The organism is Streptomyces fodineus (assembly GCF_001735805.1).
In the GTDB taxonomy this organism is placed as follows: Bacteria; Actinomycetota; Actinomycetes; order Streptomycetales; family Streptomycetaceae; genus Streptomyces; species Streptomyces fodineus.
This window is the reverse complement of the sequence record NZ_CP017248.1, coordinates 4,720,820-4,742,978: the sequence shown is the minus strand read 5'-3', so window position 1 is coordinate 4,742,978 and position 22,159 is coordinate 4,720,820. Positions and strand designations below refer to the sequence as shown.

Below are 22,159 nucleotides of genomic sequence, written 5' to 3'. Positions count from 1 at the left end.
TGGGCCGCGCGACTCCCCGGTAGGGCCGGATTATTCTCGTCCGTCGTACACGTATGCGTCGTATGCGTTGCGTGTGCGGCGGGCATGGGACGTATGGGTCTCGGGGGAAGGCGGGGCGGGCATGGAGAAGGTGGGGGCCAAGGATCCACAACGCATCGGGGCTTACCGGCTGCTGGCCCGGCTGGGCGCGGGCGGCATGGGGCAGGTGTATCTCGCCCGGTCGGACCGGGGCCGTACCGTCGCCGTGAAACTGGTCCGCGAGGAACTCGCCGCGCAGGAGGAGTTCCGGGCGCGGTTCCGGCAGGAGGTGCAGGCCGCACAGCGGGTCGGCGGGTACTGGACCGCGCCCGTGCTGGACGCGGACACCGAGGCGGCGGTGCCATGGGTGGCCACGGGGTATGTGGCCGGACCGAGCTTGCAGCAGGTGGTCGGCCGTGATCATGGCGCACTGCCGGAGAGATCGGTACGGATCCTCGCGGCGGGGCTTGCCCATGCGCTCAAGGACATCCATGCGGCCGGGATCGTGCACCGGGATCTGAAGCCGTCGAACGTGCTCGTGACGATCGACGGGCCGCGCGTGATCGACTTCGGGATCGCCCGGGCGCTGGAGACGACCTCGCTGGGCGGGGAGGAGCTGACCCGGACCGGGTCGCTGGTCGGGTCGCCGGGGTTCATGGCGCCCGAGCAGGTGCGGGGGGACCGGATCACGCCGGCGTGCGATGTGTTCTGCCTGGGGTCGGTGCTGGCCTATGCCTCGACCGGGGCGCTGCCGTTCGGCACCGCCCAGAGCGGTGCGCATGCGCTGATGTTCCGGATCGCCCAGGAGGAGCCGGATCTGGCGGGGGTGCCGGAGGGGATCGCCGACCTCGTGCGGGCCTGCTTGCGCAAGGATCCGGCGGCCCGGCCTTCGCTGGACGCGCTGCTGGAGTGGACGGGGGCGGAGGACACCGTGTCCGGGGGGAGGTCCCGGGATCCCTGGCTGCCGGGGGCGCTGGTCGCGCAACTGGGGCGGCATGCCGTGCAGTTGCTGGAGGCCGAGGATCCGGAGGGGGGTGGCGCGGCTGCGGGTTCGTCGACGGGTGCGGAGGCGTCCGGTTCCGGTTCCGGGTCCGGGTTCCCACCCGCACCAGCCGAGCGGGAGCCGTCGTCGGGTGCGGGTTCCGCCTCGCAGAGCGGTGCGGAGGAAGGCGCCCGGAGGGGGGCTTCGCCCGAGCATGCTGCTGTTTCCGATGACATCGCCGTGCCGTCGGCCGATGGCCTGGGGACGGGCGGTGCCGGCGGGGGTGTCGATCATCTGCCGACCGTTGTGGCGGGGCAGGCTCCGGTGCCGGGGCTGCCGTCGGCTGCCCCGGGGTCCGGGGCGTACGGGTATGCGCAGCAGCATCCCCAGCCGCAGCCGTATCCGCGGTCGGGCGGTGCCTACGGGTATCCGCAGCAGGCGTACAACCCCTACGGGGGCGGGATCGGGTCCACGCCGCCGTACGGGCCGTCGCCCGGTCCCGGGGGGCGGGAGCCGGAGCGGCGCAGCGGGCGGTCGACCGCGCTGCTCGTCGTGATCGCGCTGGTGGTGGCGCTGGGCGCGGGCGGCTCGGTGTACGCGTTGATGAGCAACGGCGGCGGGACCGGCGACCAGGGCGGCGCGACGTCCGGTCCCGTACCGACCGCCGGCTCCGCCACCTCGGGTGCGCCCAGCCCGGGGGAGTCGACGCCGTCCGCCTCCGCGTCCAGTTCCGTGGACGGGGCCGTACCGGACGCCTACCTCGGCACCTGGCGGACGACGATCGACAACGCCAACGGCACCAGCACCCGCCAACTGACCATCCGGCAGGGCAAGGTGGGCGACAGCGTGCTGACGCTGGTCGCGAACGGGCCCACGGACAGCGGGGGGATGTACCACTGTGTCTTCGCGGCCACGCTCACCCAACAGCCCGGTGGGGAAGGGCCGTTGGAGATCGGGCCGTCCACCGTCACCAGCGGCGAGCCCGCCTCCTCCTGCTCCCCGGGCGAGGCCACCGAGGTGACCGTGCTGCCGGACGGCAGGCTGAAGCGGGCGAAGGCGAGCGGCGGGGAGAGCCTGACGTACACCAAGCAGTAGGGGTGTGAACGGCCGGCCGCGGTGCCGTCGGCGGCGGCTGTCCGGCACTCTAGCGCGGCTCCGGCGGCCGTTGCCGGGGCATGTTCGGGCGGGCGCCGTTGGCCGGGGGCAGCGGGAAGCGGCCGGGCGCGCCCCCGACCTCCTGCCGTGGCACATAGGTCACCGCCGCCTGGATCCCCAGCGGCGCCGACCCGGTGCGGAACTCGACCATCCAGTCCGTGGTCTCCGTGCGCACCAGCTCCGTCACGTCCTCGGTGAAGCGCCGCAGCACCCCCAGGCACCGCTCGGCCGCCTCCGCCGCCGTGCCCTCCGCCGGGCCCAGCACCTCCCGGACGCTCTCGGAGGCCCAGTCGAACTGCAGCGCCTGCAGCCGCCGCTGCACGGCCTGCGCGGTGGCCACGTCACGCATCCAGCCGGACGTCACCCCGAAGTACCGGTCGACGCCGACGCAGGCGACCGCGACGAGCAGCGCCAGACAGCCCCAGGGCGCGATCCCCTCGGCCGCTCCCGCCAGGTCCAGCAGCGGCAGCGCGGCACCGGCCACCGCGCCCGCCGCCGCGCCCGACCGCAGCACCCGGGCGCCGCGCCGCTTCCACATCCGGTCCCGCAGATACCAGGACGCCGTCTGCAGCGCCCCGCGCTCCACCCACCGGTACAGCTCGTCGAGCCGCTCGGCGGGCTCCCCCCAGTCCCCGAGCGGAAATGCCCGCCCGGTCAGGTCGCCCGGCCGCAGCCCGGCCGCACCCTCGCCCCGCCCGTCCTGTGGCGGACCCTCGGGCTGCATCTCCGGCTGACCCACCCGGCACTCCCTACTCAGTCACTGATCCCCACCGGTCACGCAGCGTGACATACCACGCCGATTCCATGCCGGTGCCATGGCCGATTCCATGCCGACGCGCGGCACCCTTCCTACCGCCCAATGGGTGGCGAAGAAGGCTCTTTCCCGGCTTTTCCGCCCGGAAGTGGGCCTTGATCAGGTATAGGGCTGCCGTTGTTCTCACTCGAAAGAGTGGCGGGGCGACGGGCGCGTGGACCACGTAGGCTCATGCTCAAGGAGAAGAACGTAGAGGAGCTGATCGTGATCCCCGGTGGTGGCCAGCCCAACATGCAGCAGTTGCTCCAGCAGGCCCAGAAGATGCAGCAGGATCTGCAGCGGGCCCAGGAGGAACTGGCGAACACGGAGGTCGACGGGCAGGCCGGCGGTGGTCTGGTGAAGGCCACGGTGACCGGCGCCGGTGAGCTGCGCGCGCTGAAGATCGACCCGAAGGCCGTCGACCCGGAGGACACCGAGACCCTCGCCGACCTGATCGTGGCGGCCGTACAGGCGGCCAACGAGAACGCCCAGACCCTCCAGCAGCAAAAGCTCGGCCCGCTCGCCCAGGGCCTCGGCGGCGGCACGGGCATCCCCGGTCTGCCGTTCTGAGTCCGGGCCAACTACGGTACGTACCGAAAGGTCTTAAGGAAGGGCAGTCCGGTGTACGAAGGCGTGGTCCAGGACCTCATCGACGAGCTGGGGCGGCTGCCCGGCGTCGGTCCCAAGAGCGCGCAGCGGATCGCCTTTCACATCCTGCAGGCCGAGCCGACGGACGTGAAGCGCCTCGCCCAGGCCCTCCTGGAGGTGAAGGCGAAGGTCCGCTTCTGCGCGATGTGCGGGAACGTCGCGCAGGAGGAGCTGTGCAACATCTGCCGCGACCCGCGCCGCGACCCCTCGGTGATCTGTGTCGTGGAGGAACCGAAGGACGTCGTGGCCATCGAGCGCACCCGCGAGTTCCGGGGCCGCTACCACGTCCTGGGCGGCGCCATCAGCCCGATCGAGGGCGTGGGTCCCGACGACCTGCGTATACGAGAACTTCTCGCGCGGTTGGCCGACGGGACGGTCACGGAACTGATCCTGGCCACGGACCCGAATCTGGAGGGCGAGGCGACGGCGACGTACCTGGCCCGCATGATCAAACCCATGGGCTTGAAGGTCACCCGCCTGGCCAGCGGCCTCCCGGTGGGTGGCGACCTGGAATACGCGGACGAGGTCACCCTCGGCCGCGCCTTCGAGGGGAGACGACTCCTAGATGTCTGACGCCACACTGCACGCGACCGCTCAGAACCCGGACGACTTCGTGGTCCAGATCGCGGACCAGGTCGAGAGCTTCCTGGTGGCCGTCACGGAGGTGGCGAGGGGCGACGAGCCCGGATCCACCGTCCCCTTCCTCCTCCTGGAGGTCTCCCAGCTGCTGCTGGCCGGTGGCCGCCTGGGCGCCCACGAGGACATCGTCCCCGAGGAGCGCTACGAGCCGGACACCGGCCCGGACGCGGATGTGGACGAACTGCGCGAGAACCTCGCCCGGCTGCTGGACCCCGTCGACGTCTACTCCGAGGTCTTCGACCCCTACGAGCCGCGCAAGGCCCCGGTCCCGGCCCGTATCTCCGACGACCTGGCCGACGTCATCACCGACCTCCGCCACGGCATGGCCCACTACCGTGCCGGCCGCACCACGGAGGCCCTGTGGTGGTGGCAGTTCTCCTACTTCTCCAACTGGGGCCCCACGGCCTCCGCCGTGCTGCGCGCCCTGCAGTCGGTCCTCATCCACGTCCGCCTCAACCAGCCCCTGGAAGAACTCGACGGCCTCGACACCGACCAGGCGACGATGGGCGACGAGACCCTGGAGTTCGAGGCGGGCCGTGTGATGGCGGAGGAGATCGGCGGACCGCTGGGGATGCCGCCGGGGAGGAAGTGACCGCCCCCGCTCACCACATCCCCCACAGCCCCTTCGTCATCGCCGTGCCGCCGCCCGCCAGGGCCAGCAGCAGGACCAGGTGGCGGGCCAGGTGTTCGGGGATGCGGGGGGCGATCGTGTGGCCGATCAGGGCACCGGCCGTCATCGCCGCGCCGGCGACGGCCCATTGGGGTGCGGTCAGCCGGGGTGCGCCGTTCGCGGCGATCGAGAACGCGTTGACGGCGACGCCGTAGAACTGGGCGTTGGGCACGAACTCCCGTACCGTCCAGCCCGCGTTGAGGGCGTAGAGCGACACCGGTGGGCCGCCCACGCCCGCCGCCGCGTTCATGAAGCCGCCCAGCGCGCCGGCCGTCACCGCCCCCTTGCCGCCCCGCAGGGCCGCTACCCGGGCGCCGCGCATCACGAGCAGCACGGCCACCGTCACCAGGGCGCCCATCACCAACAGCAGGACCGGGCGCGGGAGTTGGCGGGTCATCCAGGCGCCCGCCGGGACCGTGCAGGCCGCCGCCAGGCACAACGGCACCATCGCCGCCGGGCGCACCCGGCGCCAGCCGCCGGCGAGGCCCACGACGCTGATCGCCCCGGCGGCACAGTTGGCGAGCACCACCCCGTCGGCGGGGCCGAGCAGCAGCACCAGGCCCGGTACGGCGACCAGGGCGAAGCCCATGCCGGTCAGCCACTGCACGCATCCGCCGAGCAGGACGATCGCCGCGAGCACCGTCTCCGTCATGCCGTACCCCCCTGGTGATGGAAACCTGATGCGGTGACGACTGTGACGAGTGGCACTTTCCCGCGTGGTCCGGCGGAGGCTGGGCAGATGCCGGACGCGGGACGCCCGATGTCTCACCATGCGGGAGCAGGGTGGTGGAATTCGGGCGCTCGTTAGACTGAGCCGACACAAACGAACCGAGCGAGGAGCGCACGTGGGCCTTGTCGTGCAGAAGTACGGAGGCTCCTCCGTAGCCGATGCCGAGGGCATCAAGCGCGTCGCCAAGCGGATCGTGGAAGCGAAGAAGAACGGCAACCAGGTTGTCGTCGTCGTTTCCGCGATGGGCGACACGACGGACGAGCTGATCGATCTCGCCGGGCAGGTTTCTCCGATGCCTGCCGGGCGCGAATTCGACATGCTGCTGACCGCCGGAGAGCGGATCTCCATGGCCCTGCTGGCGATGGCGATCAAAAACCTGGGTCACGAGGCCCAGTCCTTCACCGGCAGCCAGGCGGGCGTCATCACCGACTCCGTCCACAACAAAGCCCGGATCATCGATGTCACCCCGGGCCGGATCCGCGAGTCGCTCGACAAGGGCAACATCGCGATCGTCGCCGGTTTCCAGGGCGTCAGCGCCGACAAGAAGGACATCACCACGCTGGGCCGTGGCGGTTCCGACACCACGGCCGTGGCGCTCGCCGCCGCGCTCGACGCCGAGGTCTGCGAGATCTACACCGACGTCGACGGCGTGTTCACCGCCGACCCGCGCGTGGTGAAGAAGGCGAAGAAGATCGACTGGATCTCCTTCGAGGACATGCTGGAGCTCGCCGCCTCCGGCTCCAAGGTGCTGCTCCACCGCTGTGTGGAGTACGCCCGCCGTTACAACATCCCGATCCATGTCCGGTCCAGCTTCAGCGGACTGCAGGGCACCTGGGTCAGCAGTGAGCCGATTGGGGACAAGAAGGTGGAGCAGGCCATCATCTCCGGTGTCGCGCACGACACCTCCGAGGCCAAGATCACGGTCGTCGGCGTGCCGGACAAGCCGGGTGAGGCTGCCGCGATCTTCCGGGCCATCGCCGATGCCGCGATCAACATCGACATGGTCGTGCAGAACGTGTCCGCCGCCTCCACCGGCCTGACGGACATCTCCTTCACGCTGCCGAAGACCGAGGGCCGCAAGGCCATCGACGCGCTGGAGAAGAGCCGGTCGGGCATCGGCTTCGACTCGCTGCGCTACGACGACCAGATCGGCAAGATCTCGCTGGTCGGCGCCGGTATGAAGACCAACCCGGGCGTCACCGCCTCCTTCTTCGAGGCGCTGTCCGACGCGGGCGTGAACATCGAGCTGATCTCGACCTCCGAGATCCGTATCTCGGTCGTCACCCGCAAGGACGACGTGCCGGAGGCCGTCCGTGCCGTGCACACCGCCTTCGGGCTCGACTCCGACACGGACGAGGCCGTCGTCTACGGCGGCACCGGCCGATGACCTCGACGTACGGAGGCGTACGACGATGACCGGGAAGCCGACACTCGCGGTCGTGGGAGCGACCGGAGCCGTCGGCGTGGTCATGCTCCAGATCCTGTCCCAGCGCGCGGACATCTGGGGCGAGATCCGCCTGATCGCCTCCCCCCGCTCGGCCGGCCGCAAGCTGGCCGTGCGCGGGGAGGAGATCGAGGTGGTGGCCCTGAGCGAGGACGCCTTCGACGGGGTCGACATCGCCCTGTTCGACGTCCCGGACGAGGTCGCCGCGCAGTGGGCGCCGATCGCCGTCGCGCGCGGTGCGGTCGTCGTCGACAACTCCGCCGCCTTCCGGCTGGACCCCGAGGTGCCGCTCGTGGTGCCCGAGGTCAACCCGCACGCCGTACGGACCCGGCCGCGCGGGATCGTCGCCAACCCCAACTGCACGACCCTGACGATGATCGTCGCCCTGGGCGCGCTGCACGCCGAGTTCGGGCTGCGCGAGCTGGTGGTGTCGTCGTACCAGGCGGTGAGCGGGGCCGGGCGGGCCGGTGTGGACACGCTGCGGGCCCAGCTGTCCCTGGTGGCCGGGACCGAGCTGGGCACCAAGCCCGGTGACGTACGGCGGGCCGTCGGGGAGGACACCGGGCCGTTCCCGGACCCGGTCGCGCTGAACGTCGTCCCGTGGGCCGGGTCGCTCAGGCAGGACGGCTGGTCGTCGGAGGAGATGAAGGTCCGCGACGAGTCCCGCAAGATCCTCGGGCTGCCGCAGCTGCCGGTCGCCGTGACCTGCGTACGCGTCCCGGTGATCACCACCCACTCGCTGACCGTGCACGCCCGCTTCCAGGGCGAGGTGACCGTCGACGGCGCCCGGGAGATCCTCGCCACCGCCCCCGGTGTGGTGCTGTGCGACGACCCGGCCGCCGGCGAGTTCCCCACCCCCGCGGACGTCGTCGGCACCGACCCGACCTGGGTGGGCCGGCTGCGGCGGGCCCTGGACGACCCGACCGCGCTGGAACTCTTCGTGTGCGGCGACAACCTCCGCAAGGGCGCCGCGCTGAACACCGCGCAGATCGCGGAACTGGTCGCGGCGGACTTCTGCTGAGGCTCCGGCCGCGGAATGCCCTTACTTTTCGGTGCCATGCGTAGGACCTGAGTAAGAAGTGTGTCCAGCGGCATGGTCCGGACCACTTGATCCCAGGCCGTACGGCAGCGGAGGATCAAGCCAGGAACCTCCTCCCCGCCCCGCGCAACCGCTTGCAGGGCGGGGAGCGTCTTTGCGGTCACCCTCGTGGGCTGCGGAGGCGAGGATCCTGGCGTGGGGGCGCCGTGATCGGGGCGTGGGGACGCCCGTTCAAACTGGACATAGGGGAAGAGCGGGACGCATGACGGCACTTGAGGCACCGCCGGTCGTCGCACATGTGGCGCCCGGCACGTACAACCCTGGCGGGGGCAGACGTGTCCAACTGGCGTGGCAGAGGTACTCGAACTCAGCGTGGCCCGTGGCGCGGCGGCCCTCCGGCCGCCCCGTGCGGCGCTCCGGCCCCGCACGCCCGGCGGCATGCCGGTGATCGCGCCCATGCCCGCAGCGCGGCCCGCCCGCATACCGAGTCAGCGTGACGGTTCCGACGAGACCGCGGCGACGGCGGCCGCCGGGACGACCGTCGACCACCTCACCGAGACCTACCGGGCGCACTACCGCTCCCTGCTCGGCCTCGCCGCGCTGCTCCTCGACGACACCGCCTCCTGCGAGGACGTCGTCCAGGAGGCCTTCATCCGCGTGCACTCCGCGCGCAAGCGCGTCCGCGACCCCGAGAAGACCCTCGCCTACCTCCGCCAGACGGTGGTCAACCTCTCCCGCTCCACGCTGCGCCGCCGCATCCTCGGCATGAAGCTGCTCTCCAAGCCGATGCCGGACATGGCGAGCGCGGAGGAGGGCGCCTACGACCAGCTGGAGCGCCGCGACCTCATCAAGGCGATGAAGGGCCTGCAGCGCCGCCAGCGCGAGGTCCTGGTGCTGCGCTACTTCGCGGACATGACCGAGGCCCAGGTCGCCGAGACCCTCGGTATCTCCCTGGGTTCGGTGAAGGCGTACGGCTCGCGGGGCATCGCCGCGCTGCGGGTGGCCATGGGGACACCGGCATGAGCGCGCGCGCCGAAGGGGGCGATTCCGATGAACGCCGTTCCCACGAACGTGACGAGCGCTTCGCCCCGCACGAGCCGACGAACCGGGATGAGCAAGAGCACACGCAACCGCACGCTGGGAACGGAACTGTGAACCACGGCCCCGACAAGAAGGACCCCGAGGCCCTCGACCAGGGGGCCGACGGGGTGGGCCGCCCGGGTCCGGACGGCCTCGGCCGGGGTTCCGACGGGTTCGGTCGCCCGGGTCCGGACGGCCTCGACCGGGGTCCCGGCGGGTCGGGTTCGGGTTCGGATGGCCTCGGCCGGGGTTCCGACGGGTTCGGTCCTGGTGTGGATGGGCGCGGCCGGGGTTCCGACGGGTTCGGTTCCGGTTCGGACGGGGCCGGCCGCGGGCATGACGGGTTCGGCCCGGGTCCCGGTGGGCGTGGCTCGGATGCGGACGGGTTCGGTCCGGGTCTCGACGGGTCCGGTCCGGGTCTCGACGGGTTCGGCCCGGGTCCCGGTGGGCGTGGCTCGGATGCGGACGGGTTCGGTCCGGGTCTCGACGGGTTCGGCCCCGGTCTCGACGGGCTCGGTGGCGACGAGCTGGCCCTGCGGCGGATGCTGCACTCCGCGGTCGACGGCATCGAGCCGCGTACCGGTGCGCTGGACCGTCTGCGCCGGGCCGTGCCCGCACGGCGGGCCCGCAAGCGGCAGGCAGCCGTCGGTGTGGCCGCCGCGGCGCTGTTCTTCGGCACCGCGATCCCGGCCCTCGTCCACGTCTCGCAGTCCGACGGCTCCGACCCCGACACCGCGATGGCCGGCCAGTCCTCCCAGGCCCAGGGCGGCTCCGGGCAGGACAAGGGCCAGGGCGGCGCCACGGGCGACACGAAGGCCCCGGGCGGTACGGACGTCAAGCCCGGCAAGGAGCCCGGCAGGCCCGGTGCGACGGGCAGGCCCGGCGGCAACAGCGCCGGCTCCACCGGCGGCACCAACCCCTCCGCCACCCTCGCCGCGGGCGGCGTCCCGCTGTGCACCACGGCCCAGCTGGGCTCCGCCACCGGCACGGCTCAGGCCCCCGACACCGCGGGCGTGGTCTACGGCACGTTCCGTGTCGTCAACGTCTCCTCCGCCGCCTGTACCGTCGCCGGCGCGGGCACCCTCACGCCGACCGCGGTGGGCGCGGCCGACCAGACCAAGATCAGGGCCGTGCGGCATACGGCCGGGGACGCGGCGACCGGCCTGCCCGACCCCTCGCTGGAGGTCTCCGGGCTGGTCCTGCAGCCGGGCGCGGCCTACGAGGAGAAGTTCGCCTTCGTGCCCTCGGCGACCTGCCCCACCACCGGCGGCGGCAGCCCCACCGGCGGCTCGGACACGGGCGGCGCCTCGCCGGATCCGTCGCCCTCCCAGGACGCGAGTGCCTCCGGCGGTTCGGCCGGCAGCGCGGGCTCGTCGGGCACCACCACCCAGCTCACGACCGAGAACGGCACGGCCGACGGCACCGTACGGATCACCCACGCCGCGCAGGGGGGTTCACCCGCGGCCACGGCGACCGTGGCGGGGGAGTGCGCGGGGACGGTCTATTACACCGGGGTGCTGGCGGCGTCGTAGCCTCGGGTCAGCCGCTGACCACCGGCTCCGGGGATTCCTGCGGCACCAGGCCCAGCGCGGCGTCCCGCGCGGTCTCCGCTTCCCGTCGCAGCAAGCGGAACCACATGAACACCACGAACCCGGCGAAGACGAACCACTCGCCGGTGTAGCCGAGGTTCTGGAACGCCTTCAGGTCCAGCCCGGTGCCCTCCGGCGCCGTCGCGGGCACGGCCTTCATCCCGGAGTCGGCCCTGTCGAGGGTGACCCAGGCGTCGTACAGCCGGTACGGCACCAGGTTCACCAGCGACGCCGAGCTGATCGCCCCCGTCTGCCCGGCCGGCAGCCCGCCGACCGCGCTGACCCCGTTGTCCCCGGGCGTCTCGGACGCCTGCAGCGCGCCGGTGACGGTGACCTCGCCGCTCGGCGGGGCCGGGGCCTTCGCCGCGTCCGCCTTGCCCGGCAGCCAGCCCCGTACCACCGGCAGGGCCTTGCCGGAGTCGGTGCGCAGCAGGGTCAGGACGTAGAAGCCGTTCTTGCCGTCGAGCTGCCGGCCGGGCACCAGCAGCTGCTTGCCGTACTGCCCGTGCGCGGTGACCCGGCGGCCCGAGGTGGCCTTGTCGACGGGCAGCATCGAGGCCAGCGGCCGCGCGGTCTCGTGCTGGTCGGAGGCGGCCTGCTCGGTCGCGGCCCGGTGCTCCTGCACCCGTCCCTCGAACCGGCTCAGCTGCCACGACCCCATGAAGACGCAGAACGGGATGGCGAGCAGCACGAAGACGTTGATGCCCCACCAGCGGGGTGTCAGCAGAAACCGGTACACGCCTTCCACGGTACGGCTCGGCCGCCCGGGGCCCTTGCGCGGGTCGTCTCTTAGCCCTCGACGGCCTTCAGCGCGTAGAACTGGTGGTCGACCCGGGTGCTCATGGCCGGGAAGTTATCCACAGGCTGCGCATACCCGCCACCCAATTGTCGGCGCGGCCGGGCAGTATGGGCGCATGACTGGGGCCATGAGTGAGAGCAAGGAGCCGGGCGTGCGGGACGTGGCCGGCATGCCGGACTGGGAGAAGCGCTTCAGGGCGCCACGCGTGTCGCTGCCCGACTGGGCGGAGGACGCGCCGGACCGCTCCCTGTTCGTGTCGAACGCGACGGGCACGTACGAGCTGTACGCCTGGGATCGTGCGACGGGCGAGCAGCGCCAGGCGACGCACCGCCCGAACGGCACGACGGACGGCGTGCTCTCCCCGGACGGCGCCTGGATCTGGTGGTTCGACGACAAGGACGGCGACGAGTTCGGCATCTGGCGCCGCCAGCCCTTCGGGGGCGGGGTGGCCGAGCCCGCCGTCCCGGGCCTCGGCCCCTCCTACCCGGCGGGGCTCGCGCTGTCCCGCGACGGGCGTACGGCGGTCGTAGGCCGCTCCACGGACGAGGACGGTACGACGATCCACCTCGCGCGCGAGGGCGAGGACCCGGTCGAGATCTACCGGCACCGCGAGTCGGCGGGCGTCGGCGACCTCTCGCACGACGGCTCCCTGATCGCGGTCGAGCACACCGAGCACGGCGACGCGATGCACGCGGCGCTGCGCGTGCTGCGCCCGGACGGCACACCGGTCGCCGAGCTGGACGACACCAAGGGCGGCACCGAGGAGCTGGGCCTGGAGGTACTGGGCTTCGCGCCGGTCGACGGCGACACCCGGCTGCTCATCGGCCACCAGCGCCGGGGCCGCTGGGAGCCGCTGGTGTGGGACGTGGCCACGGGCGAGGAGAGCGACCTCGCCCTGGAACTGCCGGGCGATGTCAGCGCGGAGTGGTATCCGGACGGCTCGGCCCTCCTCATCGCCCACGGTTTCGAGGCCCGCAGCGAGCTGTTCCGCTTCGACCTGGCGAGGCGCGAGCTGACCCGCATCCCGACCCCGCCCGGCACGGTCTCCGGTGCCACGGCCCGCCCCGACGGGAGTGTCGAGTACCTGTGGTCGTCGGCCGCCGAGCCCCCGGCGGTCCGCTCGACGGCAGGCGGTGTCGTCCTGGACCCGCCCGGCTTGGCGTGCCCCGCGTCGGTGCCGGTGGAGGACGCGTGGGTGGAGGGCCCCGGCGGCCGTATCCACGCCCTGATCCAGAAGCCGGCCGGCGCCACCGGCCCTCTCCCCACGGTCTTCGACCTGCACGGCGGCCCGACCTGGCACGACAGCGACTCCTTCGCCGCGGGCCCGGCCGCCTGGGTCGACCAGGGCTATGCGGTGATCCGTATCAACTACCGCGGCTCCACCGGCTACGGCCGCGCCTGGACGGACGCCCTGAAGCACCGGGTCGGCCTGATCGAGCTGGAGGACGTCGCCGCGGTGCGCGAGTGGGCGGTCTCCTCGGGCCTCGCCGACCCCGCCCGCCTGATCCTCACCGGCGCCTCCTGGGGCGGCTATCTCACCCTGCTCGGCCTCGGCACCCAGCCCGAGGCGTGGTCGGTGGGCATCGCAGTCGTGCCCGTCGCGGACTACGTCACCGCGTACCACGACGAGATGGAGGCCCTGAAGGCCATGGACCGCACCCTGCTGGGCGGCACCCCCGAGGAGGTCCCCGAGCGCTTCGAGGCCTCGTCCCCGCTGACCTACGTCGACGAGGTCAAGGCCCCGGTCTACATCTCGGCCGGCGTCAACGACCCCCGCTGCCCGATCCGCCAGATCGACACCTACGTCAAGCGCCTGGAGGCGAGAGCCGCGACCCACGAGGTGTACCGCTACGACGCCGGGCACGGCTCGCTGGTGGTGGACGAGCGCATCAAGCAGGTGAGACTGGAAATGGACTTCGCGGCGAGGCACCTGGGCGTCTAGGGGGGCCTTCCCGGCCGGCCGAGGCACCTGGAGGGTCAGCGCAACTCCGCGAGCCCTCGACGCGTGGCGGCGACGACGACCCGGTCCCCCTTCGCCAGCACATGGCCCGGTGCCGTGTCGGTGCGTCCTTCCAGCGCCAGTACCCGCCAGGAGCCGGCCCGGAAGGCGTCCCGCACGGTCCGCCCCTCCAGCTGGACGTGCCCGGCGACATCGACCGCGGCGAACAGCAGCACCCTGCGCTCCACCGCGACGGCGCCCAGCACCTGCCGGCCGAGCATCGCCCCGGCGAACGCGGGCGCGGCCAGATGCGTGACGCTCCGGCTCCGGGTCAGGGCGTGCGGGTACGCGGCCCGCAGGGTGCGGTACACCGCGGTGGCGAAGTCGTCGTCGTACAGCCGTAGCACCACCCGCAGATCGGGCCGTACGGAGCGGGCGTACAGCACGGCCTCCAGGTTCGTGGTGTCCGCGCTGGTCACCGCGAGCAGCGCGTACGCCCGGTGGATCTTGGCGGACTCCAGCACCCCCTCCTGGGTGACGTCCCCGAGCACCACCGGCACCCGCAGCCGCCGCGCGGTCGCAAGTCCCCGCGCCTCCGGGTCGGACTCGACGCACACGACGGGGATGTCCAGCTCGCGCAGCCGGGTCAGCACCCGGGTGCCGATCTTCCCGAGCCCCAGCAGCACCACGTGCCCGCCGAGGCCGCGCGGCGGTTTGCGCAGAGCGGAGGCGGTGCGGAAGGTGCCCAGCGCCTCCAGCACGGCCGCCAGCAGCACCGGAAGCAGCAGTAACCCGACCAGTCCGGAGAGGAGTTGAAGGATTTGCCGGCCCAAAGGGGCCCCGATGGCGGGGTTGTCGATCGCGAACAGGTCGAGGAGCGTGTAGTAGAAGGCGCGCAGCGGATGGATCCCCGGGCTGACCACCCACAGCGCGACGGCGAGCGCGACCACGCACGCCACCATGCCCGCCAGCGACCACCGCAGCCGCCGGGAGAACAGCGAGGCGAACGGCGGTACCCCGCCCCGGCCGGGCGCGGCCGACTCCCCGCCGCCCGCCGACGACACCTGCTCCAGCACCACGGCCGCCCGCCCGGCGGCCTGCCGTACCTCGTCGTCGTCCGGCAGCAGCCGCGGCTCCTGCTCCGCGCCCTCGGGGTCCGCGCCCGGCGGGGAGAGCAGGGCGAGCGTGCACAGCCCGGAGCCCGCCGCCGGCCGTTCGACGGCCCGCAGCAGCAGCCCCTCGGTCTGGACGACCTTGCTGGTGCCGGCGACGGCGGTGGCGGCCAGCGCGGGCGCGGCGGTGTCGGCGTCGGACAGCACCGTGGTGGACGCGTCCGTGCCGCCCTCGCCGTCGCCTGCGGCCAACGCGGCCGCCTGGTCGAGGAGTTCCTCGATGTGCTGGCCCAACCGCCGGTTGTAGAGCCGGAGGACGAGCCGCAGCCGCGGGTTGAGCCGGCGGGCGGTCAGCGCGGCCCGGATGTTGGTCTCGTCGTCGTCGAAGACGAGGGCGAGCGCGGCGGCCCGTTCCACCCCGGCCTCGGCGAGCACGGCCTCGGTGATCTCGACGGCCTCCAACACCCGAGAGGTGTCACCGCCGTTGCCGGTGCTCGTGACCGTCGCCGTCGATGCGGAGCCGGGCCCGGAGCCGGTGCCGGTGCGGCCGACCGCGGCGCTCACCACACGGTCGAACAGCGCCGCCGATGCGGCCCGGGCCCGCCCGACCACGGGAGGTCTGGCGGTGCGCTCGTTCGGCGGTACCACGAGGGTGACCTGCTCGCCGTAGACTCCGCGCAACTCGGCCGTCAGCCGGTGCGCGAGCCCGTCGTCCCCGCACACCACCATGTGCGGGGCACTGGGGCCCCCTTGATACGGAACGCTCGCCACGAGGGAAAAGACTGCCCCAAGGAGAGGAGTGGTTCCAGCAACGGTGTGAACACCGTGGGGACGACTCGCGTACCGAAGGGGAGGGAGCGCACCAGGACAGCCAGCCGGAGGTAACCGCACGTGGCCATCACCGAAGACGCCCCGCCCGGCACGGAGTCCGGCCCCGCACCCGGCCCCGAGGACCGCAGGCTCAGCTCCCCGCTCGTGCTGACGCTGACTCTGCTGCTGGCGGTGCTCGCCCAGTCCCCGATCCGCGGGCTGCTCGGCACCCCGCTGATGCAGAGCTGGATGACGGTGTTCGTGGCCGTGACCGTGCAGGCGCTGCCGTTCCTGGTGCTCGGTGTGCTGCTGTCGGCGGCGATCGCGGTGTTCGTGCCGCCGTCCTTCTTCGCGCGGGCCCTCCCGCGCCGCCCCGCCCTGGCCGTCCCCGTCGCCGGGGTCGCGGGCGCGATCCTGCCGGGCTGCGAGTGCGCGTCGGTGCCGGTGGCCGGCGCCCTCGTCCGCAGGGGGGTCACCCCGGCCGCCGCCCTCGCCTTCCTGCTCTCCGCCCCGGCGATCAACCCGATCGTGCTGACCGCCACCGCCGTCGCCTTTCCGCGCGACCCGGAGATGGTGCTGGCCCGGTTCCTGGCGAGCCTGCTGGTGGCGTGTGCGATGGGCTGGCTGTGGCAGCGGCTGGGCCGTACCGACTGGCTGCGCACGCCGGCCCACGGCGCGCACGAGGGCGCGACGAAGGGCGAGGCGTTCTGGGGCTCGGTGCGGCACGACACCGTGCACGCGGGCGGCTTCCTGGTGCTCGGCGCGATGGCCGCGGCCACGCTGAAGGCGGCGACCCCGGCGGACTGGCTGCGCACGGCGGCCGGGAACCCGGTCTTCTCCGTGCTGGCCCTCGCCGTCCTGGCCGTCCTCCTCTCCATCTGCTCGGAGGCGGACGCGTTCGTCGCGGCCTCCCTCACCCAGTTCTCCCTGACGGCCAAGCTGGTGTTCCTGGTGGTGGGCCCGATGATCGACCTCAAGCTGTTCGCGATGCAGGCCGGCACCTTCGGCCGTACCTTCGCCCTCCGCTTCGCCCCCGCCACCTTCGCGCTGGCCGTCACGGGCGCCGTACTGACCTCGGCGGTGCTGCTGTGAACCGCCAGTCCCAGGCCGCCGTGATGTTCCTGCTGGGCGCCGCCCTCCTCCACGCGGGCAACACCGATCTCTACCTCCGGTACGTCAAGGCGGGCCTGCGCCCGCTGCTGCTGGCCTCGGGCGCGGTCCTGATCGCGGCGGCACTGGCGACGGTCTGGTACGAGCGCCGCAGCAACCGCCGCCGGGGCCACACCCACGACCATCCCGAACCGAAGGTCTCCTGGCTGCTGCTGCTGCCCCTCCTCGCCCTCATCCTCATCGCCCCGCCCGCCCTCGGCTCCTACAGCGCCCTGCGCTCCGGTACGGCCCTGCAGAAGCCGTACACGTACGACGCCTTGCCCGCCGCCGACCCGGCCCCGCTCTCCGTGATCGACTACGCCTCCCGCGCGGCCTACGACCACGGCCGCTCCCTGCACGGCCGTACCGTCCGCGTCACCGGTTTCCTGGCGCTGGACCCCTCGGGCGCGCCGTACCTGGTCCGCATGGCCCTCAACTGCTGTGCCGCGGACGCCCAGCCGGTCAAGATCGCCCTGACCGGCGAGCTGCCCCCGGTCCTGCGTCCGGACGCCTGGCTGGAGGTGACCGGCACGTACACGCCCGGACTCACGCGGGACCCCGTCAACAACGGCCCCATCCCGTACCTGAAGGTCACCTCGGCCCGGCCGGTGCCGGTGCCGCCCGACCCGTACGACGAGACCTGGAACAAGTGATGCCGGGTCACGGCAGTGCCGGCCGTGTCTTCGTTGCCGGATCCGGTACAGGACCGGCCGGACCGGCGTTGCGACAATCCCTGGCATGAACAGCAGGTTCGGACAACTGTCGGTATGCGCGCTGCTGCTGATGTGCGCGGGGGTGGCCGCCTGGTTCGTGCCGGCGGTCACCGTGGGCGAACGGGCGTGGCACGCGGCCCGGCCCTGTGCGTCCGGGGCGCGCGGGAACGACTGTCTGCGCACCCTGCCCGCCGTGATCGAGCGTACCGATCCGCACTCGCCCAAGCAGGGCGGTCGCCTCTACTTCGCCGACGGCCGTCCGCTGTCCCGGCTCTGGGTGTCGTACGACGCCGCCGAGGCGTTCGAGGCCGGTGACCGGGTCGAGCTGACCCTGTGGCGGGGGCAGGTGATGAAGGTCTCCGGGAAGCACTACGTCTGGCACGAGCACGTGACCACCGGGGGCAGCATGGCCGTCGTCTCGGCCGGGTGTGTGCTCGCCGCGGGCTGGCCGGCGGCCCGGCTGCTGCTGAGGGTGCGCGGGCGGCGGCGGCCGGCGGACGAGGTCCCGCCGTCACCGCTGCCGTTCCTGGCCCCGCTCCTCGTCACCGCCGGCTGGCTGCTGCCCCTGTGCTACCGGCATCCCACCTCCCTCTTCGGCTCCACGGAGGCGATCGCGTGGTGGGCCGTCGGCGGAGTGATCAGCCTGGCCCTGTGCGGCTGGGCCTGGCAGGCGACGCGTGTCCGCATGCCGGAGGAGCGCGCCGTGGTGCCCGCCGCCGGTGAACTCACCGACAGCGAGGACGTGTTCGTGCCCGCCCGCTTCCTGGAGCACACCGACTACAACCCGCACCACTTCGGCACCCACATCGTCCTCGGGGCCGACGGGCCCGCGGTGACGCCCCACCCCGGGCCGGGGCGGTTCGCGGCGAAGGCGATCCCCGTCGAGCGGCTCACCGTCCGGTCGGTGCGGCGGCCCCGGGGCGAGGAGGGCGCCCTCGTCCCGCACAGCTGGCACATCGCCGAACTCGACGACGCGGGCCGCCCGGTGCGGATCGCCGCCGCGCCGGACGACCTCGCACGCATCCTGCGCGCGCTGGCACCCGTGATGACCTGAGTTCCCCGAGCCCCTCAGGGAGCCTCGGTGCCGACCCGCTCCAGATCCCGCAGCCAAGCCTGGGCCGTGCCGTCCGACGGGGCGCGCCAGTCGCCGCGGGGGGAGAGGGAGCCGCCTGCCGAGACCTTGGGGCCGTTGGGGATGGCTGAGCGTTTGAACTGGGAGAACGCGAAGAAGCGGCGGATGAAGACCTCCATCCAGTGCCGGATCTCCGCCAGGTCGTAGGCGCTCTGCTTGTTCTCCGGGAAGCCGGGCGGCCAGGCGCCGGCCTTGCGGTCGTGCCAGGCGTGCCAGGCGAGGAAGGCGATCTTCGAGGGGCGGAAGCCGTAGCGCAGGACGTGGAAGAGGGTGAAGTCGTGCAGCGCGTACGGGCCGATCTTCGACTCGGTGGACTGCAGCTCCTCGCCGGGTACGAGCTCGGGGCTGATCTCGGTGTCGAGGATCGCGGCCAGGATCTCCCCCGTCTCCTCGTCGAACTGCTCGCTGCCGATGACCCAGCGGATCAGGTGCTGGATCAGCGTCTTGGGCACGCCGGAGTTGACGTTGTAGTGGCTCATGTGGTCGCCGACACCGTACGTCGACCAGCCGAGCGCCAGCTCGGAGAGGTCGCCGGTGCCGAGCACGATGCCGCCGCGCTGGTTGGCCAGCCGGAACAGGTAGTCGGTGCGCAGGCCCGCCTGGACGTTCTCGAAGGTGACGTCGTACACCGGCTCGCCGGCCGCGAAGGGGTGACCGATCTCCTTCAGCATCAGCCGTGCGGTCGGCGTGATGTCCAGCTCCGCCGCGGTGACGCCGAGGGCCCGCATCAGCTTGTGCGCGTTGTCCTTGGTGTGGTCGCTGGTGGCGAAGCCGGGCAGGGTGAAGGCGAGGATGTCGCTGCGCGGGCGGCCGGCGCGGTCCATCGCCCGGGCGGCGACGATCAGCGCGTGCGTGGAGTCCAGGCCGCCGGAGACACCGATGACCACCTTGGGGCCGCCGATCGATGCGAGGCGCTGCTGCAACCCCGCGACCTGGATGTTGTACGCCTCGTAGCAGTCCAGGGCCAGGCGCTCGGCGTCGGCGGGGACGAAGGGGAAACGTTCCACGCGGCGGCGCAGACCGAGGTCGGTGGTGGCCGGCGGGGCGAGTTCGAAGGACACCGTGCGGAAGCCGTCGGTGCGCGCGGCGTGGGTGCGGCGGTTCTCGCCGAACGTGCCCATCCGCTGCCGTTCCTGCCGCAGCAGATCGAGGTCCACGTCGGCCACCGCGTACTGCTCGCCCAGCGGGAACCGCTCGCTCTCGGCCAGCAGCATCCCGTTCTCGTAGATCAGGGTCTGGCCGTCCCAGGACAGGTCGGTGGTCGACTCGCCGAGACCGGCCGCCGCGTAGACGTAGGCGGCGAGGCAGCGGGAGGACGCCGAGCGGCACAGCAGCTTGCGGTCCTCGGCCCGGCCGACCGTGATCGGGCTGCCCGAGAGGTTGACGAGGACGGTCGCCCCGGCCAGCGCCGCCTCGGCGCTCGGCGGCACCGGCACCCACATGTCCTCGCAGATCTCCGCGTGCACCACCAGCCCCGGCACGTCCGCAGCCGCGAAGAGCAGATCCACGCCGAACGGCACGTCCGCGCCGCCGAGCCGAATCGATCCGCCGCGCTCGTCGTCACCCGCGGCGATCTGCCGGCGCTCGTAGAACTCCCGGTAGTTCGGCGGGTACGACTTCGGTACGACGCCCAGGATCCGGCCGCGGTGCACGAGCACCGCGCAGTTGTAGACGCGGTCGCGATGGCGCAGCGGGGCGCCGACGACCAGCACCGGCAGCAGGTCCGCCGACTCGGCGACGATCGTGGCGAGCGCCGTCTCGACGTCGTCGAGCAGCGCGTCCTGCAGCAGCAGGTCGTCGATCGCGTACCCGGACAGGCACATCTCCGAGAACACGGCGACGGCGACGCCCTCCTCGGCGCAGCGGCGCGCGTGGCGCAGGACCGCCTCCGCGTTGGCGGGCGGGTCGGCGATGACGGTGTGGCCCGTGCACGCGGCGACGCGCGCGAAGCCGTGCTGGTAGATCGACCAGAAGCTCAACGGGACCTCTTTCCGAAGCGACGTTCCCACAGGAGGAAGCCTAAAGGCCGGGCCGCTCCCGCCGCCCACCTGCGGGTTTCAGTGTGCTGAAGCCCTCTTCGGCGGGCTGGGACCCGGTGTGCGACCTCACCGCCGGGCCCAGGGCTACACGTCCGAGAGCCGGGCCTCCTCCAGGTCCAGCGCCCGCTGCAGCCTGCGCCGGGTCGTGTCGCTGATGGTGTGGGCGTCGTAGAGCCGCTGCAGCTCGCCCGCCTCCACGGCGATCAGATCGCGCCGCAGCTGGCGGTAGACGCGGTCGGCGGACTCGGAGTCGGCGCCCTCCGCGTCGTCGAGGCGGGCGGTAAGTCCCCGGCGCAGGCGGTCCAGGACGACCTCGGGTACGACCTCCAGCTCGGCCAGTTCCTCCAGCCGGGCCAGGCCCGCGTGGGCGAGGTGGGAGCGGGCCTGGGCCTCCTCGCGGGCGGTGTGCGCGGGTTCCAGGGCGATGCCGGAGGCGCGGACGACCGGGGCGAGGGTGAAGCCCTGGACGACGAGGGTGACGACCACGACCGACGTGGTCAGGACCAGCACCAGTGGCCGGTCGGTGAGCGGGCTGCCGTTCTTCGCGACCTCGGGGATGGACAGCGCGGCGGCCAGCGGCATCACCCCGCGCGTGCCCGCCCAGGTCAGCACCATCGGCACCCGCCAGTTCGGCCGGCCGATCCCGCCCTTGCGCTGCACGACCGCCGAGAGGGGGGCCAGCCAGAGAAGCCGTACGGCTATGAGGGTGGCGGCGACCGCCAGGGCGTACAGCGGCCAGGAACGGTCGCCGTCCGCCAGGGCCCGTACCTGGGCGGGCAGGGCCAGCCCTATGAGGCTGAAGACCACGCTCTCCAGGAGGAAGACGACCGTGCCGTACACGGCGTGCAGCTGGAGGCGGATGCGGGCGTTGGTGAGCCGGTCGCCCCGGCCGCCCAGGACCACCCCGGCCACCACGCAGGAGGTCACGCCGGAGGTGTGCGCGGCTTCGGCGAGCAGATAGGCGGCGTAGGGGGTGACCAGGGCGGTCACCGTCTCCAGCACCGGGTCCTCGGTGCGCCGCCGGATCAGGGCGATCACCGCGGCCACCGCCGTCCCGATCACCGTGCCGCCGCCCGCGAGCAGGAAGAACTCGCCGCTCGCCGCACCCCAGTTCGCGGCGGCCGAGGCGATGGCGATGCCCGCCGCCACCCGGACCAGCACCAGGGAGGTCGCGTCGTTGAACAGGCTCTCCGCCTGGACCAGGACCTGCACGCGCGGGGGCAGGGCGAGGCGGCGGCCCAGCGCGGTCACCGCCACCGGGTCGGTGCTGGCCAGCACCGCGCCCAGGACGAAGGCCATCTGCCAGGACAGCGGAGTGACCCAGGCGGCCACCGCGGCGACCGCCGCCGCGGAGGCGAGCACCAGCCCTATGGCGAGGATCCCGACCGGTTTCCACACCGCGCGCAGTTCCCGCCAGGGCATGTCCTCGGCGCTCGCGTACAGCAGCGGCGGGAGGACGACCAGGCCGATGATCTGCGGGCTGATCTGGATCTGCGGGGTGCCCGGCAGCAGCGCCACCGCCAGACCGGCGACCACGAGCAGGGACGGGGCGGGAATGCGCCAGCGGCGCGCGAAGGTGGCGACCACCGTGGCGAGGACCACGAGGGCGAGGACCGTACCGACGCTGCGCATGCCGTTCCCTGGAAACGCGGAAGCGATTGCGGAAGCCGCTCCGGCTC

At 72.8% G+C, this 22,159-nt stretch carries 18 protein-coding genes; 12 read left to right on the top strand and 6 right to left on the bottom strand.

Features of this window, described 5'->3' with window-relative positions; genetic code table 11:
• Positions 1-121 precede the first annotated feature (121 nt).
• Positions 122-2,095, top strand: a complete 1,974-nt coding sequence (locus BFF78_RS19950; protein ID WP_069779612.1) for a serine/threonine-protein kinase — start codon at positions 122-124, stop codon at positions 2,093-2,095.
• Between the two features lie 49 nt (positions 2,096-2,144).
• On the opposite strand, the gene BFF78_RS19945 is transcribed toward BFF78_RS19950, so the two are convergent.
• A complete protein-coding gene (locus BFF78_RS19945) occupies positions 2,145-2,894 on the bottom strand; it encodes an SLATT domain-containing protein (RefSeq protein ID WP_069779611.1) in 750 nt (249 codons plus the stop codon).
• A 279-nt stretch (positions 2,895-3,173) separates the two neighbouring features.
• Between BFF78_RS19945 and BFF78_RS19940 the strand changes: the two genes are divergently transcribed.
• Genes BFF78_RS19940 through BFF78_RS19930 form a run of 3 tightly spaced genes read left to right on the top strand, consistent with a single transcriptional unit; the run spans position 3,174 to position 4,827 of the window.
• The gene (locus tag BFF78_RS19940) at positions 3,174-3,518 is read left to right on the top strand and encodes a YbaB/EbfC family nucleoid-associated protein (RefSeq protein WP_031164799.1); all 345 of its coding nucleotides are present in this window, start codon (positions 3,174-3,176) and stop codon (positions 3,516-3,518) included.
• Positions 3,519-3,569: 51 nt separating this feature from the next.
• Entirely contained in the window at positions 3,570-4,169 is a 600-nt protein-coding gene (recR, locus tag BFF78_RS19935) for a recombination mediator RecR (RefSeq protein ID WP_069779610.1), read from the top strand.
• Positions 4,162-4,827: a DUF5063 domain-containing protein gene (locus BFF78_RS19930; protein WP_069779609.1), complete on the top strand. Its 666-nt coding sequence runs from the start codon at positions 4,162-4,164 to the stop codon at positions 4,825-4,827. The genes recR and BFF78_RS19930 overlap by 8 nt, the downstream gene beginning before the upstream one ends.
• 10 nt (positions 4,828-4,837) lie before the next feature.
• Here BFF78_RS19930 and BFF78_RS19925 read toward each other — a convergent pair whose 3' ends face one another.
• Positions 4,838-5,557: a sulfite exporter TauE/SafE family protein gene (locus BFF78_RS19925; RefSeq protein ID WP_099054897.1), complete on the bottom strand. Its 720-nt coding sequence runs from the start codon at positions 5,555-5,557 to the stop codon at positions 4,838-4,840.
• Between the two features lie 193 nt (positions 5,558-5,750).
• Between BFF78_RS19925 and BFF78_RS19920 the strand changes: the two genes are divergently transcribed.
• The 4 genes from BFF78_RS19920 to BFF78_RS19905 all read left to right on the top strand — a co-directional run bounded on the left by BFF78_RS19920 (position 5,751) and on the right by BFF78_RS19905 (position 10,730).
• Positions 5,751-7,022, top strand: a complete 1,272-nt coding sequence (locus BFF78_RS19920; protein ID WP_069779608.1) for an aspartate kinase — start codon at positions 5,751-5,753, stop codon at positions 7,020-7,022.
• Between the two features lie 25 nt (positions 7,023-7,047).
• The gene (locus BFF78_RS19915) at positions 7,048-8,100 is read left to right on the top strand and encodes an aspartate-semialdehyde dehydrogenase (RefSeq protein WP_069779607.1); all 1,053 of its coding nucleotides are present in this window, start codon (positions 7,048-7,050) and stop codon (positions 8,098-8,100) included.
• A 366-nt stretch (positions 8,101-8,466) separates the two neighbouring features.
• Positions 8,467-9,141: a SigE family RNA polymerase sigma factor gene (locus tag BFF78_RS19910; protein WP_079161396.1), complete on the top strand. Its 675-nt coding sequence runs from the start codon at positions 8,467-8,469 to the stop codon at positions 9,139-9,141.
• Between the two features lie 599 nt (positions 9,142-9,740).
• Positions 9,741-10,730 (top strand): hypothetical protein, encoded by a 990-nt coding sequence (locus tag BFF78_RS19905; RefSeq protein WP_227025879.1) that lies wholly within the window; start codon positions 9,741-9,743, stop codon positions 10,728-10,730.
• Positions 10,731-10,737: 7 nt separating this feature from the next.
• Here the strand turns inward: BFF78_RS19905 and BFF78_RS19900 are convergent, their stop codons facing one another.
• Entirely contained in the window at positions 10,738-11,526 is a 789-nt protein-coding gene (locus BFF78_RS19900) for an SURF1 family protein (protein WP_193433500.1), read from the bottom strand.
• Between the two features lie 187 nt (positions 11,527-11,713).
• Here BFF78_RS19900 and BFF78_RS19895 point away from each other — a divergent pair, with 187 nt between their 5' ends.
• Positions 11,714-13,528, top strand: coding sequence for a S9 family peptidase (locus BFF78_RS19895; protein ID WP_069779605.1), 1,815 nt, complete (start codon positions 11,714-11,716; stop codon positions 13,526-13,528).
• A gap of 35 nt (positions 13,529-13,563) precedes the next feature.
• Here BFF78_RS19895 and BFF78_RS19890 read toward each other — a convergent pair whose 3' ends face one another.
• Positions 13,564-15,366 (bottom strand): NAD-binding protein, encoded by a 1,803-nt coding sequence (locus tag BFF78_RS19890; protein ID WP_069779604.1) that lies wholly within the window; start codon positions 15,364-15,366, stop codon positions 13,564-13,566.
• A gap of 162 nt (positions 15,367-15,528) precedes the next feature.
• On the opposite strand from BFF78_RS19890, the gene BFF78_RS19885 reads away from it, so the two are divergent.
• The 3 genes from BFF78_RS19885 to BFF78_RS19875 all read left to right on the top strand — a co-directional run bounded on the left by BFF78_RS19885 (position 15,529) and on the right by BFF78_RS19875 (position 18,363).
• Complete coding sequence (locus BFF78_RS19885; RefSeq protein ID WP_069779603.1) at positions 15,529-16,539, top strand: permease; 1,011 nt, start codon at positions 15,529-15,531, stop codon at positions 16,537-16,539.
• Positions 16,536-17,249: a TIGR03943 family putative permease subunit gene (locus BFF78_RS19880; protein ID WP_069779602.1), complete on the top strand. Its 714-nt coding sequence runs from the start codon at positions 16,536-16,538 to the stop codon at positions 17,247-17,249. Before BFF78_RS19885 ends, BFF78_RS19880 begins: the two co-directional genes overlap by 4 nt.
• Positions 17,250-17,334: 85 nt before the next feature.
• The gene (locus BFF78_RS19875) at positions 17,335-18,363 is read left to right on the top strand and encodes a hypothetical protein (RefSeq protein WP_069779601.1); all 1,029 of its coding nucleotides are present in this window, start codon (positions 17,335-17,337) and stop codon (positions 18,361-18,363) included.
• A gap of 14 nt (positions 18,364-18,377) precedes the next feature.
• Here BFF78_RS19875 and BFF78_RS19870 read toward each other — a convergent pair whose 3' ends face one another.
• Positions 18,378-20,420: an NAD(+) synthase gene (locus BFF78_RS19870; protein ID WP_069779600.1), complete on the bottom strand. Its 2,043-nt coding sequence runs from the start codon at positions 20,418-20,420 to the stop codon at positions 18,378-18,380.
• A gap of 144 nt (positions 20,421-20,564) precedes the next feature.
• Complete coding sequence (locus tag BFF78_RS19865) at positions 20,565-22,112, bottom strand: Na+/H+ antiporter (RefSeq protein WP_069779599.1); 1,548 nt, start codon at positions 22,110-22,112, stop codon at positions 20,565-20,567.
• Positions 22,113-22,159: the final 47 nt, after the last annotated feature.

Excerpts from the sequence above, each read along its gene's own strand:
- BFF78_RS19950 (WP_069779612.1), top strand. The coding sequence starts at position 122 with ATGGAGAAGGTGGGGGCCAAGGATCCACAACGCATCGGGGCTTACCGG.
- BFF78_RS19930 (WP_069779609.1), top strand. The coding sequence starts at position 4,162 with ATGTCTGACGCCACACTGCACGCGACCGCTCAGAACCCGGACGACTTC.
- BFF78_RS19925 (WP_099054897.1), bottom strand. The coding sequence starts at position 5,557 with ATGACGGAGACGGTGCTCGCGGCGATCGTCCTGCTCGGCGGATGCGTG.
- BFF78_RS19915 (WP_069779607.1), top strand. The coding sequence starts at position 7,048 with ATGACCGGGAAGCCGACACTCGCGGTCGTGGGAGCGACCGGAGCCGTC.
- BFF78_RS19905 (WP_227025879.1), top strand. The coding sequence starts at position 9,741 with ATGCTGCACTCCGCGGTCGACGGCATCGAGCCGCGTACCGGTGCGCTG.
- BFF78_RS19895 (WP_069779605.1), top strand. The coding sequence starts at position 11,714 with ATGAGTGAGAGCAAGGAGCCGGGCGTGCGGGACGTGGCCGGCATGCCG.
- BFF78_RS19890 (WP_069779604.1), bottom strand. The coding sequence starts at position 15,366 with ATGGTGGTGTGCGGGGACGACGGGCTCGCGCACCGGCTGACGGCCGAG.
- BFF78_RS19875 (WP_069779601.1), top strand. The coding sequence starts at position 17,335 with ATGAACAGCAGGTTCGGACAACTGTCGGTATGCGCGCTGCTGCTGATG.
- BFF78_RS19865 (WP_069779599.1), bottom strand. The coding sequence starts at position 22,112 with ATGCGCAGCGTCGGTACGGTCCTCGCCCTCGTGGTCCTCGCCACGGTG.